Origin of the sequence: Arsenicibacter rosenii (assembly GCF_001870735.1) — a bacterium.
Taxonomy (GTDB): Bacteria; Bacteroidota; Bacteroidia; order Cytophagales; family Spirosomataceae; genus Arsenicibacter; species Arsenicibacter rosenii.
The window spans coordinates 60,939-74,797 of the sequence record NZ_MORL01000001.1; the positions used below are offsets into that span (position 1 = coordinate 60,939).

Consider the following 13,859-nt stretch of genomic DNA (forward strand, 5'->3'; position numbering starts at 1 on the left):
AACAAAACCGGCTGTCAACGGGTTAGGTTTTCACGCATCAACACAACGAAACGGTATGAGAAAGGTTATTTATTACGTCGCCAGCTCCATTGACGGGTATATTTCAGGGCCGGATGATGACGTAAGCGGCTACGTACAGACCGGAAACGGCGTGGAAAAATACCTCGGCGACCTGGCGGGATTTGATACCGTCATTATGGGCAGAAAGACCTACGAATATGGCTATGCGTTCGGCATTGAACCTGGTCAGCCGGCATACCCGAACATGACCCACTATATCTTTTCCGACACCCTTACGTTTGATCATCCGCACGAAAGCGTACACGTAAAGCCGCTGAACCTCGACGCAATCGACGCCATCAAACAGCAGCCCGGCACGGACATTTATCTGTGTGGCGGCGGGCAGCTGGCCGGATGGCTGCTCGACCATCAGCGGATTGATCTATTGCGCATCAAACTGAGTCCGGTAGTGTTAGGGCAGGGCATACGCCTCTTCGGCGACTCAACAAAAGCGTACAAGGCCGGATTAATTGATACTGAAGCGTATGAACACGGGTTACAGATGATGACGTTTGCCATTACCTATTGACCGGTTCCGTTGTCGTATTACCTTTACGGGTAAAAAACTGCCCCATGTTCCTTATCCTTGCCATTCTCTTCTTCGTGCTTACGTGGCTGTTTCGTGGCCTTGTCTTTGATATTCAGCTGGCCGATACGTATTATGTGATACCCACGTTTCAGATTTTTCTCGCTCTCGGTATTAGCTGCTGCCTGATTGAAGCCGCGTATTTTGTACGCCGCAAACAGGTCAGCAGACTTCGCCCTAAACGGGATTATCAGTGGCATGTGGTGGCAACAACGCTCTGCGGGCTCGTGTTTGTCTACAGCCAAATGCAGAACCTGGTGTTGTCGGGTATCGACCGGCGCTATGTGTCCATTCCGGATATAGAGGCCATGAGGACCGCTTCGTATCTGGGCGGACTGGCGCTGCTGGCCTTTCTGGTGGTACAGGCTGCGTACCTGATCCGGTTTTCAGTGGTGGCCGTTATGCGGAGAGGCTGAGAAGCCGGCAGACTGATTGAGCAGTAAGTCGCTCATCGGCTGAAAGATAGCAATTTGTCTATGTTTTTGTCTACGCTGCTTTTTTGCCTTTGAAGACCCGTTACGGTTATTTTCGTTCGTGTTGTATACTAAAACGAATGAAAATATGGCCCGAATTTTACAAAAAAACGTCCTATGGCTGGTAATAATGCTGCTGGCAGCTGGCAATGTAATGGCATCAGATAAGCATAAGGCTCCGGGAAACAGCCGGAAACCAGCGCCACCGACAGTTATCATCACGGCGTATCCGGGTACCAGTGTTACCTGGCCGGAGTTAGTGACGCTGGTTGCCAGCGGGGCCGACAGCTACCTTTGGTCAGAAAACGCGGGTAGTTCAACCTCCGCAACGGTAGTAGTTAACTTTACCGGTGATTACTCGGTAACCGGAACGACCAATGGTGAAAGCGCTTCGGCGGATATACATATAGACGTTAATACAGGTCAGGTCTATAGTTCAGCTGGTTTTGACCAGAATAACCCTTGTGTGGGCACGTCATTGACGTTAGCTGGTGGTGCGACGGGTGGTTTGGTTTCTTATACGGTAAGCTTCAGGGGGCCTGTTCCTATTCCTAACCCTGATGTAAATGCGCCGGGTATAATGCAGTTTACAGCCACTAAACCCGGATACTACAGTGCCGGTACTATAGGGACTTATGTAATGAGTGCAACCGAAACGGCAGCTACTGCTACCGGTGTCTTGTCAGCGATGAGTACTGTAGAGATCCGGCCTGTCTTATCATTGACCGCTACGGAGCTGATTGTAGACAAGGGAACATCGGTAACACTGAATGCGGACAGCGATAATCGGGACAATGACTTTACAAATTACAGATGGGATGGCGGACAGATCGGGAAAACAATTGTGATTACTCCCACAGAATCGATGATTTATTCCGTAACAGCTGTTGATATATACAATGGCTGTACGTATGCCGAATCAATCCGGATTCTGGCCTGTGATCCATTGCTGGCGGCTCAGATAGGATCGGTTAGCTTTGCTCCGCCAATCGGTAATGAGCGGAGTTTACAGATTACAGGGGTGGGAACGACCTATGTTGTGACGGGGCCGGGGGGATATGTGTTTAGCCAGGTATTCCGCGGGCAAGCCAGCCGTACGGTAACCATTCCCGCGGGTAATCTTGCCGGTAGGTATACGGTTACAGTAAGCAACCGGGATGCCTGTGGCCGGTCTGACACCATAACCCGAACGATTGAATTACCTGGTATTTAAATAAGCAAGTGGAAAGTTAATTCTCAAAAGGTGAGTCTGCCCCGACAGACTCACCTTTTTTGTTGACGCCCCGGCTGCTTAGGACCGTGCCGGAGCCGGTTCTAGAAAAATACGCGGGTCGCGCAGGAACGCCGCTATCCAGATCAGCGCCATCGGCAGAACAGCGTTGAACGGCGTACCGTGCGATAACTCCGTGGCCAGGGCACCGGCAAAGTAACAGCAGAGCAGGATAAAACCGATGCGCATCGTTTTCGGGTAGAGAAACAGCAGCGCAAAGCCGATTTCCATCAGCCCCAGCATCGGCAGGTATGCGCCTACGCCGACTTTGCTCAGTGTACTGACAATTTCCGGCGAGCCGATCAGCTTCATCACGCCGCTCATGATAGACATACCGGCGGCCAGGACCGTAAACGTAATGGTCAGAATGCGTTTGATTTTCGGATTCATAGTTCGGGAGTTTCAGATGATTAATATTGGTGCAAACCTACGCGTTCCGGTGATGCATGATGGGGCACTATCCTGAAGTATACTGCTATCCTTCAGGATACGGGGTTATGAATCAGATACTGTCTTGTATCTTTATAAGCAGAACAACGTGCACACAATATGGACGTACTATTGGATGAACCGGAAATCAGCATACGGCGGCAGAGGCGCCTGTCGGAGAAGGAATGTACACAGCACCTGATGCCGATACAGGATGCGTTGTATGTGCTGAGCGGGAAATGGAAACTGCCGATTATCATTGCCCTGCGGGATAACAACCGCCGGTTTGGGGAGATTCAGCGGGCCGTTACCGGCATTACGGCGCGGGTATTGAGCAAGGAGCTGAAAGAGCTGGAAATGAATGAGTTTGTGGTCAGGAAGGTATACCCGACCACACCCGTCACCATCGAATATGCACTGACCGGCTACAGCGATACGCTGGATGCGGTAATAATCGCCCTGCACGATTGGGGTGTTCAGCACCGCGACCGCATCCTGAAGCGCACGGAAAGGGCATGAGGGGGATGCTGGATGAATCAGAAACGAAAAATGGACAACGGCCTGAAGCCATTGTCCATTTTTCATGATCCGTTATTCCTTCTTACAAAGCAGGTTTAGTCGATTTTCAACAGGCGGATGGCCCGTGCACGGCTGTTGGAAACGGCCCGCAACAAGAGCGTACCACCCGGCTGACGGCTGACGTCGAAGCGGAAGCGCTCTTCGGCTTGTGCCCGTTCACGGCGCTGTACGCTGATGACTTCACCATTCATATTCGTCACCTGTACCTGAATCGGTTCGCCTTCGGCTCCGCGGATGGCTACTTCGATGATACCGTTCTGAATCGGGTTACCACCAATCGCTACCACATCAATCGGAGGCAGTGACTCGGCGGCGGCAATCCGTCCGCTACCGGTCGCTGAGGCGCTGATGGTAATGCTCATCACCGCACTGGCCGATAACCCGCCGGTGTTCGTAGCCCGTAGGGTAACGGTGCTGCTGCCTGCCGTGGTCGGTGTGCCCGAAATAGCACCGGTTGTCGTATTAATGCTCAAGCCGGCCGGCAAACCGGTAGCCGCATACGTCAGTGTCTGGCTGTTCGGATCCGTGAAGGAACCGGTTGGCAGCGTATAGCTGAAGGCCCGGCCTACTACACCCGTTGCCGACACCAGCGTACCGCTGAAGACCGGCGCTGTGCCGACTGTTCCGGTGCCGCTGGTGGCCGATGCGCTGATCGTAATCCCAACCGATGCACTGGCCGATTGACCGGCTGCGTTGGTCGCCCGTAGGGTTACGGTGGTGCTGCCCGCCGTGGTCGGTGTTCCGGAGATCGTACCGGTTGCGGTATTGATCGTCAGACCGGCCGGCAAATTAACGGTTGTATACGTCAGCGTTTGTGAGGCACCGCCTGTAAATGCTCCGGCTGGCAGGGTATAGCTGAAGGCCTGACCTACCACACCCGTTGCCGAGGCTAAGGTGCCGCTGAAGACCGGTGCCGTACCGGTGCCGCTGGTCGCCGATGTGCTGATCGTGATGCCGACTGTTCCGCTGGCCGACTGCCCGCTGGTGTTAGTCGCCCGCAGAGTAACCGTATTGCTGCCCGCCGCTGTCGGTGTGCCCGAAATCGTACCGGTTGTTGTGTTGATCGTCAGACCGGCTGGTAATCCGGTAGCGGCATACGTCAGCGTCTGATTGGTACCGCCCGTAAACGTGCCGGTCGGCAGGGTATAGCTGAATGCCTGCCCAACCACACCCGTCGCCGAGGCTAAGGTGCCGCTGAAGACCGGTGCTGTGCCGGTACCGCTGGTGGCCGATGTGCTGATGGTGATGCCAAACGTTGTGCTGGCCGACATGCCGCCGGTATTGGTAGCCCGCAGGGTAACGGTGTTGCTGCCCGCTGCTGTCGGTGTTCCCGAGATGGCCCCGGTTGTTGTGTTGATCGTCAGACCGGCTGGCAGCCCCGTAGCGGCATAAGCCAGCGTTTGTCCGGAAGGATCCGTAAACGATCCGGTCGGCAGGGTATAGCTGAACGCCTGACCTACCGTACCGGTTGCCGACACCAGCGTACCGGTGAAGGTTGGCGAAGGCATCGGGCTGATGGTAATCCCAACTGTACCGCTGGCCGACTGAGCGCCCGTGTTGGTAGCCCGCAGGGTAACGGTGCTGCTGCCCGCTGTGGTTGGCGTTCCTGAGATCGTACCGGTAGTTGTATTCAGGGTCAGACCAGCGGGTAAACCGGTGGCTGCATACGACAGCGACTGGCCACCGGCCGTGGTAAAGGTGCCGGTTGGCAGGGTATAGCTGAACGCCTGGCCTACGGTGCCGGTCGCCGAAGCCAGCGAGCCGCTGAAGACCGGAGTCGGCGCGGAGCCGATGCTGATGCTGAGTACGCCGCTTGCCGTAGCACGGGCAGGGTCGGTGGCCGTAATGGTTACCGAACTAACCCCCGATACCGACGGTGCTCCCGTGATGGCGCCCGATCCGCTGTTGATGCTGAATCCTGACGGCAGCCCGGTAGCCGCATACGTCAGGGACTGTCCCGGATTCGGATCGGTGAAGGCACCCGTTGGCAGGGTATAGCTGAACGCAGAGCCGACCAGACCGGTTGCCGAAGCCAGCGTACCGCTGAAGACAGGGGCCTGATTTGGCGCAACGGAGATGCTTACCGTACCGGATGCCGAAGCACCCGCCGGATCGGTAGCCGTAATCGTTACCGATGAAACCCCCGTTGCCGATGGCATCCCTGTAATCGCGCCTGATCCGCTGTTAACACTCAGGCCGGCCGGTAGTCCGGTAACGGTATAGGTCAGCGTCTGTCCGGCGTTAGGGTCGGTAAACGTACCGGTTGGCAACGTATAGCTAAGCATCGAACCAACAGTACCGGTGGCCGAAAGCGCCGAGCCACTGAAGACCGGGGCCTGATTCGGGGCTACATTCACCGAAACCACGCCCGATGTGGATAAGCCGCCCGTATCCCGTGCCGTCAGCGTAACCGAGCTGGTGCCGGTGGCAGAAGGCGTACCGGTGATTGCGCCCGTGCCTGCATTGATGCTTAGTCCGGCCGGTAGTCCGGTTGCCGAATAGGCTAACGCCTGACCGGTGTTGGCATCGGTAAAGGTACCGGTTGGCAGCGTAACGTTCAGGGGCGTGCCTACCGTAGCCGAAACAGAGGCAAGCGAGCCACTGAATACCGGAGCCACATTGGGCACTACTGTGATACCCAGCGTTGAACTGGCCGATAGCCCGCCGGTATCGGTGGCCGTAAACACAACGGAGTTAGAACCGGTAGTGGAGGCCGTGCCGGTCAGTGCGCCCGTACCTGAATTGATGCTTAGTCCGGCCGGTAGTCCGGTTGCCGTATACGTCAGTGTCTGACCGGTATTCGGGTCCGTAAACGAGCCGGTTGGCAGCGTGTAGCTGAACGGTGCCCCTGCAATGGCGGTTACGGATGTCAGCGTACCACTGAAAACCGGTGTCAGGTTTGCATTGAATGTAATACCAACTGTTGTTGAGGCCGATAGTCCGCCCGGGTCAGTTGCCCGGATGGTGATGTTGTTCGCACCCGTTGCCGATGTTGTACCGGTAATGGCACCCGTCCCGGCATTGATGCTCAGGCCGGTTGGCAACCCTACGGCCGTATAGGTCAGCGTTTGTCCGGCGTCCGGGTCGGTAAACGATCCGGTTGGCAGGGTATAGCTGAACGGAACACCGGCAATACCCGAAACGGCCGTTAGTGTGCCGCTGAAGACAGGCGCCTGATTGGTTGGCGTCGGATTGTTGCCGCAGAAGGCTGCCAGATCAAACGTATAGCTGACCATGACACCGTTTTGCATCGCAGTAATGACGATTGGTTTCGGATCGGCCCGTAAGCCTGGTTCAACGGTACCGCTGGCACTCCCTGCATTGGCGCGGGTGATCCCCGGGGCCGTAAAGGTAACAGGAGAGCCATCGCCACCGGTTGTGTTGAACGTAATGGCACCGGTTGAGCAATTATACGTTGGCTGGGTAACGGCAAAGTTGCCCGGGCAAGCGGTAGCTAAATTAAATGTATAGGTAGTTGATACGCCATCCTGAGTTGCTGTGATAACAATTGGTTTGGGGTCAGCCCGCAAACCGGCTTCCAGGGTTCCGCTGCTGCTGGATGCGCCGGCGCGCGTAATACCGGCCGCCGAATAGGTAATGGCCGAACCATTACCGCCTGTTGTATTAAAGGTGATCGCTCCCGTAGAACAGTTATAGGTCGGTTGCGTAAGGGTAAGGGCTGATTGGGCAAAGGCCTGGTGTTGATAGGAGCACGTGATACACAATGCCCAGACAAACAACCACAGTGACGTGGTCGCCGGCTTAAAATTTGTATGCATACTGGTTGAGTAAAAAGTTGGAAATACGATTTATGGATTAAGTGTGTACATTCGGCCGGAACCGATCATGCGGCAAGTACCGCATCGTAACGTGTCAGACAACGTCCGGTGCGAAGGATTTCGTCACCGGGGCAAGGTTCATTTTCATACATGTAGAATCCCCTGGGGTGAGGATGCAGTAGCGCGGCCAATCATATGCTCAGACTAAATTATATTGGTTTAGCCTATAGGATTACAAGGTATAAACAGGAAGCCTTAAGAGGAGCAGAATGTTATAAAGAAGCAGGGAAACTGTGTGAGCGGGCCTGAAAACGAGGCAGGATCATAGGAGAGCTGATAAACCTGCGGCTTTCAGGTGGCTGAAAACCAGCCGCCAGGCGTGTTAACAAAAAATAAATATGCCGAAATAGTCTTTTGCCCGGCAAGTGCAGTATCATTAGCAGATTTTAAACCAATCGAACCATGTTACGGTCCCGCGCCGAATACCTCGTTAATCGTCTCATCGAAAACCAGCTGACTTCCTCCGAACTGGATGAGTTGCTGCGGAGCATGGGGAACGAGCGGGCACTTGACGATTTTTCGGACGTACTGGAAGCTTACTTTAATTCACTCGTTGAGGAAAGCGAAACCACAGATTTACCCCGGCAGGAGCCCCCTGCGACGGATTCGGTACCTTCCGGATCGCAGCGGCCGGCCTTGTTCGGAATTTCGCGGGGAAGCTACACACGGATGGCCGCTTTACTTGCCCTTGCCCTCGGGTTTCTGGGCATTCTATATCTGATTCCTTACCGTGCTCAACAGCAGAAATTAAGTGATTCCGGAAAGCAGACTCCTTTGGCGGCTCACCATGAGGAGGTAGTTCCGAGAGGCAGCCGGAAGAGCTTACGGCTGGCCGACGGAACCTATGTAAAGCTCAATGCAGAAAGCAAAATGACATTTCCGGTTGCTTTCGACAACAAAAACCGGCCGGTCAGTTTGCAGGGGGAAGCCTACTTTGATGTGGCCAAAGACAAAAACCGGCCCTTTTCCATCAGTCTTGATGAGTTGAAGGTATGTGTGCTTGGCACGTCATTCAACATTAAATCGTACGATGCCGACGAGGAAGTGGCTGTTTCCGTCCGTTCGGGACGCGTCAGTGTGTCGATCAATTCCACCTCGTTACCGGCTGTTATTCTGACGCGTAACGAAAAGCTGATTTTCAATAAACGAACAGAGAAGTACCGGATTGTCCGGCAGGATGTAACGCCTGATTATGCCTGGGCAGACGGCGTGCTGCTGTTTGATCATACGCCCTTCAGTACGGTGGTTCAGACCCTGGAACGATGCTATGACGTTGAGATTCAGGTAAAAGATAAATCGCTGCTGGAAACTTCGCTGACCGGCAGACACATCAATGAAAACCTGGTATCCGCCCTTGAATCCATCTGCTTCGCGATCAGCGCTAAATATGAAATAAAAGGCCGGATTGTCGTGATCCGTAAGTAAGTACCTTCTAAATACCTGAAAACTATGAAACACAGATCTACCTTTCAATGGCTTCTGCGTCCGCTGCTGATGGCAGTAATCGTGCTTGCGGCCGGGTGCCTGACGACCGCCATGGCACAAGTCCGTACTGTCACGGGAAAAATTACATCGAAGGATGATGGCCTTGCGATGCCGGGGGTAAACGTGCTGATTAAAGAGACCCAGCGTGGGACGAGCACCAATGCCGACGGGAAGTTTACAATCGATGTCAGCGGAAGTAATGCCGTACTGGTATTCTCATTCGTCGGCTATTCAAAAATTGAAGTGCCGGTGGGCAACCGGAGCGTGGTGGATGTGGTCATGACCTCAGACGCCAGCCAGTTACAGGAGGTTGTCGTGACGGCCCTCGGGATCAGCCGCGAAAAGAAATCACTGGCCTACTCGGTCAGCGAAGTAAAATCCGAAGACCTGGTAAAAGCGGCCAACCCGAACGTGCTGAAAGCACTGGACGGTAAGGTGAGCGGGGTTAACCTGACCAACCTGAGCAGCGACCCGACATCGTCGGTACTGGTAAACATCCGTGGTACAACGGCCATGCCGACAACCAGCGCCGGCGGTTCCGATGTATCCATCAAAGGGCAGCCCCTGTATGTAATTGACGGTGTGCCGGTTGGTACACAGACGTTTACGTCAAAAGACGGGGTCGACTTCGGAAACATTCTCTCGCAGCTTAACCCGAACGATATCGCTAACATTACCATCCTGAAAGGGGGGAGTGCCGGTGCGCTCTACGGTGCCGAAGGGGGGAACGGGGTGGTTATGATCACAACAAAATCCGGCAAAGGTGCCAAAAAAGGCCTTGGCGTTTCGTTCTCGACGGCCTATACGGCGGATAAACCATATATGTTCTTCCCCGAACAAACGCTTTACGGCCAGGGCGAACGCGCGTATGAATGGCAGTACGACAACACCGATACCTGGGGGCCGCGGCTCGATGGTACATTCAAATCGGACTACTGGGACGTTAAACTGAAGAAGTGGAACAACGGCCCGATGGTGTCGGCCAACGAAGACCGCGTGAAAGCATACCTGCAAACGGGGGGGACGTTCACCAACAACATCGGTGTAACCGGCAATTATGACAAAGGGGCTTTCCGGTTGTCGATGTCGAACATGGACAACAAGGGGGTAATGCCGAACACCAAAACGCAGCAGAAATCCATCTCCCTCAATACCGAATACAACATTACGAATAAGCTGAAAGTATCGGTCAGCTCCAGCTATATCCATACCTATTCGCCGAACAAGGCCAACAGCGTCGGGTCGAACAGTGTATTGAATGACCTGTTGTTCAATATCCCGACCAACCTGCAGCCACTGGCCGACATGCGCGACTACTGGATGCCGGGTTTTGCAGGCATCCGTCAGAACGGTGCAATCATGAAAGACAACGGCATTGATGTTGCCCAGAATAACCCGTGGTGGATTACCTATGAAAAACTGCACCGCTTCACCCGTGACAACTTCTTCGGCAAGCTCCAGCTCAACTGGCAACTGAATGATAATTTCTCGGTGTTGCTGCGTACGGGTATGGAAAATGTGAAGGAGAATTACGAACTGCGTCAGTCATGGGGAGCCAAAGGCGATGCGTACGGTCAGTATGTATCGGGTAACAACAGTTCGCTGGAAGCCAACTCGGATGCGATCCTGACGTATAACAAGACGTTCGGCAAATTGTCGGTGAGTGTGTCGGGTGGCGGTAACTACCGGTTCAATAACCTGAACAGCATGGAAATCACGGGCGGTGACCTGAACTCGCCGTCGCTCTTTACGCTGGCAAACATCAAGGCCGGTACCATGACCGTAAACGGTATTCCGTTCCAGAACACCAAATCGCTGAGCGCCTATGCATACGCTAACCTTGGCTATGACAATAAGCTGTTTCTTGACCTGACCGGCCGCAACGACTGGAAAGGTATTCTGCCTGAAGAAAAAATCAGCTACTTCTACCCCTCAGCCTCTCTGAGCTGGGTGGCTACCGAAACAATGAAACTGCCGGCGATCTTTGACCTCGTGAAAACACGGCTGGCCCTCGCCGACGTGGGGAACGGACTGACCCGCCGCCGGTCAATCGATACGTATACGTATGACGCCAGCCCGTGGGGAGCGATCAATACCGTCAGCCTGAACGCAACGATCGTTGATCCGAACATCAAGGCACAGCACTCCCTGACGAAAGAAGCCGGCGTTGATATCTGGATGTTCCGGAACCGGTTGAAATTCGACTTTACTTACTTTATTAAAGACCAGAAAAATCAGATCGACAACATTCCGCTGGTTAAGGGAACGGGTTACTCCGGCCTGTTGACCAACATCGGTGATGTCCGGAATAAGGGCTTCGAGTGGGGCCTGAACTTTACCCCGGTGAAAACGGGCGATTTCGCCTGGGATGTGTCGGCCAGCTTTACCCATTACAAAGCAACCATCACCCGTTTGTCTGATAAATTTGCCCCTAACGGGTATGTGTTTGCCAGCTACGATGGTAAAACAAAAGTGAAAATCGCTCAGGGTGAGACCATTGGCAATATTTACGAAGAAAACCCGATTCTGCGCGTAAAAACCGGAAAATATGCCGGTATGCCGCTGCTGACATCCGACGAAGGTAAAATCCAGAAGTCGAGCGATGAGCGTGACCGCGGACGGCTGGGTAACTTCAACCCGGATTATATCCTTGGCCTGAATACGGGTGTCCGTTATAAAAATTTCTCGCTGAACGTTGTGGGTAGCCTGCGCATGGGTGGCAAGTATGTGTCGGTAAACCAGCAGTATGCCGAGTCGAACGGCCGTGCCTTAACAACACTAGGTTCGGGCGATAACAACCCATGGTGGGTGGGTGGCCGCGATGCCGCTAACGGTGGTCTGGTATGGCCGGCCGCCGGGTCGAGCGAGTACGCTGCCATTAATGCCAACAACGACGGCAAACGGTCGGATTTCCAGGACGCCAGCTATGTAAAAGGCGTGTTCCTGAATCCGAATTACAAGGGTGATCCTTCGCAGGCAACAGACGCCGATTACATCGTAAACGGGGCCAATCCGAAAAATACGTTCTATGATTTCCCGTATAACGGGTACGGTGATATCATCTGGAACTTTACCGCCACCCGGACCTACGATGCGACCAACTTCAAGCTGCGCGAAATTTCTCTTTCATATGCTGTACCAAGAGCATTAACGACCAGATACAACCTGAACAACGTAACCTTCTCGCTGATCGGTCGTAACCTGTTCCAGTGGAATAAGTCGGGGCGTAACGAAGATCCGGAATCGGCGTTCACAGGGGTGGGAACCAACCAGGGGATTCTCCGGGCAACACTGCCAAGCATCCGTTCCTATGGCTTTAAGCTGTCACTTGACTTTTAACGGCATTCTCCTAAAACAGAAAAGACATGAAATCATTGATAAAAATTGCGTCTATTGCGGCTGTGATCACCGGCCTGGCTTCGTGTAGTCAGGATGAACTCCGCAGCTTCGACGCCCTGCAGCAGAAAAATGCGATTGAATCCGTAAACGATCCGTATCTGCTGGCTTCGATCATTAAACAAACGTCGCTTTTCTACCAGAAAATGGGGTATGACAACCGTCGTTTGCCGGGCGCCGTACAGCACATCGAAAGTAATTACCAGAGTGGCGATAACTTCTATAACGGATTCAAATCGCCGGTTGATGACATGTATACGGCAATGGATATCCTGAAACTGGTAGACGGATCCATTGGGCTGGCCGATCAGCGCGGATCGAAGGTGCACAAGGGTATTTTTACGACCTTCCGGGTGCTGCTGTTTTCGTACATGACTGATTTTTACGGAGACGTATACTACACAGAGGCACTGAAAGCCCGTCAGGGAATTCTGTATCCGAAGTACGACCACCAGGCCGATATCTATACGGGTCTGCTGAAGGAACTGGATGAGGCGACGACATTGATCAATGCCGGTTCGGAACCGATCTCGAATACCTATGACCTGATGTTTGCCGGTGATAAAACAAAATGGCTCAAGTTTGCCAACTCGCTGAAACTGCGTCTGTTGCTGCGGGCATCGGGTAAACTGGCCGATGCCGGTGCCCGGATGACAGCCCTGCTGACCCAGCCGATGCTGACCGAAGCGACCGAGAATGCGTCGATTGCCTATGTGGGTACAACCGCTGACAACTCCTGGACCGGCGGCCCGCTGAACTGGGGAACCATCGACAACTTCGATACCCGCCGGCCATGTAAGACACTGGTCGACAAGCTGATTGACCTGAAAGACCCGCGCCTGCCGGTATGGTTTGCGCCGGTAGAACGGCCGTGGACCAGTGATAAGACTAAACATGGCGTGACGTTCACCACAACCGATCCGAATGGCTACAGCTATTCGTCAACCTGGGAATACATCGACCGGACAAACAAGGAAATTGCCGCCTATGCTACGCCCGACGTCCTGCTTGATTCCAATAAAGTATATGTTGGTTTTGTGGCCGGGATGCAGAGTGACTGGAAAAACGGTAACGGCCATTACAACACCGCAGCCGGTGGGGTGGTGGGTAACTTCAAAGTATCGAAATTTTCGAAACTGTTCCGTGAAAATAAGCACAACCTGCTGAAAGCCATGATTATGAACAGCGATGAAGTGCAGTTTATTCTGGCTGAAGCCGCGGCCAAAGGGCTCATTACCGGCAATGCCGATACCTATTACCGGAAGGGAATTGCCAACTCGCTGCTGCGCTGGGGAGTAAAACAGGCGGATGTAGATACCTATCTGGCCCAGGCATCCATTGCGCTGCCATCGGATAAAGCCGGTCAGCTGGCAAAAATCGCGGATCAGAAATGGATTTCCCTGTTCCTTGTCGGGTCAGAAGGCTATCTGGATCTGCGCCGGACAAAACTGCCGAATATCTTCAGCAATGGCCGTCTGAGCGGTTATGCCTTCCCGCTTCGTTACCGCTATCCGGGCAACGAACTGGGTCAGAACAAAACGGCCTACGATCTGGGTGTTGGTGCCCTGAGTCCGACCGTAGATGATCAGCAATCAAAAGTCTGGCTGCTTCAGTAATTCATTTTAAGGCTGTTTCCCGCAATCTCTCACTCCTGCGCTTATACGGGAGTGGGAGATTTGTTTACAAAAAAATAAAGTACCGTTGATCAGAGTTTTGTCTACTTTATTGATTTTAGTGCATCC

9 protein-coding genes are annotated in these 13,859 nt (G+C 53.6%); 7 read left to right on the top strand and 2 right to left on the bottom strand.

Going from position 1 to position 13,859, the window contains the following annotated elements; translation table 11 throughout:
- The first annotated feature begins 55 nt into the window (after nt 1-55).
- The 3 genes from BLX24_RS00225 (at nt 56) to BLX24_RS00235 (ending at nt 2,332) form a co-directional block, all read left to right on the top strand.
- Nucleotides 56-589, top strand: a complete 534-nt coding sequence (locus tag BLX24_RS00225) for a dihydrofolate reductase family protein (protein WP_071501092.1) — start codon at nt 56-58, stop codon at nt 587-589.
- 44 nt (nt 590-633) lie between these two features.
- Entirely contained in the window at nt 634-1,062 is a 429-nt protein-coding gene (locus BLX24_RS00230) for a hypothetical protein (RefSeq protein ID WP_071501093.1), read from the top strand.
- Nucleotides 1,063-1,207: 145 nt separating this feature from the next.
- Nucleotides 1,208-2,332, top strand: coding sequence for a hypothetical protein (locus BLX24_RS00235; protein WP_143092531.1), 1,125 nt, complete (start codon nt 1,208-1,210; stop codon nt 2,330-2,332).
- Nucleotides 2,333-2,410: 78 nt separating this feature from the next.
- On the opposite strand, the gene BLX24_RS00240 is transcribed toward BLX24_RS00235, so the two are convergent.
- Nucleotides 2,411-2,779, bottom strand: coding sequence for a DoxX family protein (locus tag BLX24_RS00240; protein WP_071501095.1), 369 nt, complete (start codon nt 2,777-2,779; stop codon nt 2,411-2,413).
- Nucleotides 2,780-2,938: 159 nt separating this feature from the next.
- Here BLX24_RS00240 and BLX24_RS00245 point away from each other — a divergent pair, with 159 nt between their 5' ends.
- On the top strand, nt 2,939-3,337 hold the full coding sequence (locus tag BLX24_RS00245) for a winged helix-turn-helix transcriptional regulator (protein WP_071501096.1): 399 nt from the start codon (nt 2,939-2,941) through the stop codon (nt 3,335-3,337).
- 95 nt (nt 3,338-3,432) lie between these two features.
- Here BLX24_RS00245 and BLX24_RS00250 read toward each other — a convergent pair whose 3' ends face one another.
- Nucleotides 3,433-7,176 carry a beta strand repeat-containing protein gene (locus BLX24_RS00250; protein WP_071501097.1) on the bottom strand — a complete coding sequence of 1,248 codons (3,744 nt, stop codon included), beginning with the start codon at nt 7,174-7,176 and terminating at the stop codon, nt 3,433-3,435.
- A 462-nt stretch (nt 7,177-7,638) separates the two neighbouring features.
- On the opposite strand from BLX24_RS00250, the gene BLX24_RS00255 reads away from it, so the two are divergent.
- The 3 genes from BLX24_RS00255 to BLX24_RS00265 are packed head-to-tail and all read left to right on the top strand — an operon-like array spanning nt 7,639 to nt 13,733.
- Nucleotides 7,639-8,661, top strand: coding sequence for a FecR family protein (locus tag BLX24_RS00255; protein WP_071501098.1), 1,023 nt, complete (start codon nt 7,639-7,641; stop codon nt 8,659-8,661).
- Between the two features lie 24 nt (nt 8,662-8,685).
- Nucleotides 8,686-12,060, top strand: coding sequence for a SusC/RagA family TonB-linked outer membrane protein (locus BLX24_RS00260; protein WP_071501099.1), 3,375 nt, complete (start codon nt 8,686-8,688; stop codon nt 12,058-12,060).
- A 26-nt stretch (nt 12,061-12,086) separates the two neighbouring features.
- Nucleotides 12,087-13,733, top strand: coding sequence for a SusD/RagB family nutrient-binding outer membrane lipoprotein (locus BLX24_RS00265; RefSeq protein WP_071501100.1), 1,647 nt, complete (start codon nt 12,087-12,089; stop codon nt 13,731-13,733).
- The last annotated feature ends 126 nt before the right edge of the window (nt 13,734-13,859 follow it).

Coding starts and splice junctions, on each gene's coding strand:
- BLX24_RS00225 (WP_071501092.1), top strand. CDS start 56: ATGAGAAAGGTTATTTATTACGTCGCCAGCTCCATTGACGGGTATATT.
- BLX24_RS00230 (WP_071501093.1), top strand. CDS start 634: ATGTTCCTTATCCTTGCCATTCTCTTCTTCGTGCTTACGTGGCTGTTT.
- BLX24_RS00235 (WP_143092531.1), top strand. CDS start 1,208: ATGGCCCGAATTTTACAAAAAAACGTCCTATGGCTGGTAATAATGCTG.
- BLX24_RS00240 (WP_071501095.1), bottom strand. CDS start 2,779: ATGAATCCGAAAATCAAACGCATTCTGACCATTACGTTTACGGTCCTG.
- BLX24_RS00245 (WP_071501096.1), top strand. CDS start 2,939: ATGGACGTACTATTGGATGAACCGGAAATCAGCATACGGCGGCAGAGG.
- BLX24_RS00250 (WP_071501097.1), bottom strand. CDS start 7,176: ATGCATACAAATTTTAAGCCGGCGACCACGTCACTGTGGTTGTTTGTC.
- BLX24_RS00255 (WP_071501098.1), top strand. CDS start 7,639: ATGTTACGGTCCCGCGCCGAATACCTCGTTAATCGTCTCATCGAAAAC.
- BLX24_RS00260 (WP_071501099.1), top strand. CDS start 8,686: ATGAAACACAGATCTACCTTTCAATGGCTTCTGCGTCCGCTGCTGATG.
- BLX24_RS00265 (WP_071501100.1), top strand. CDS start 12,087: ATGAAATCATTGATAAAAATTGCGTCTATTGCGGCTGTGATCACCGGC.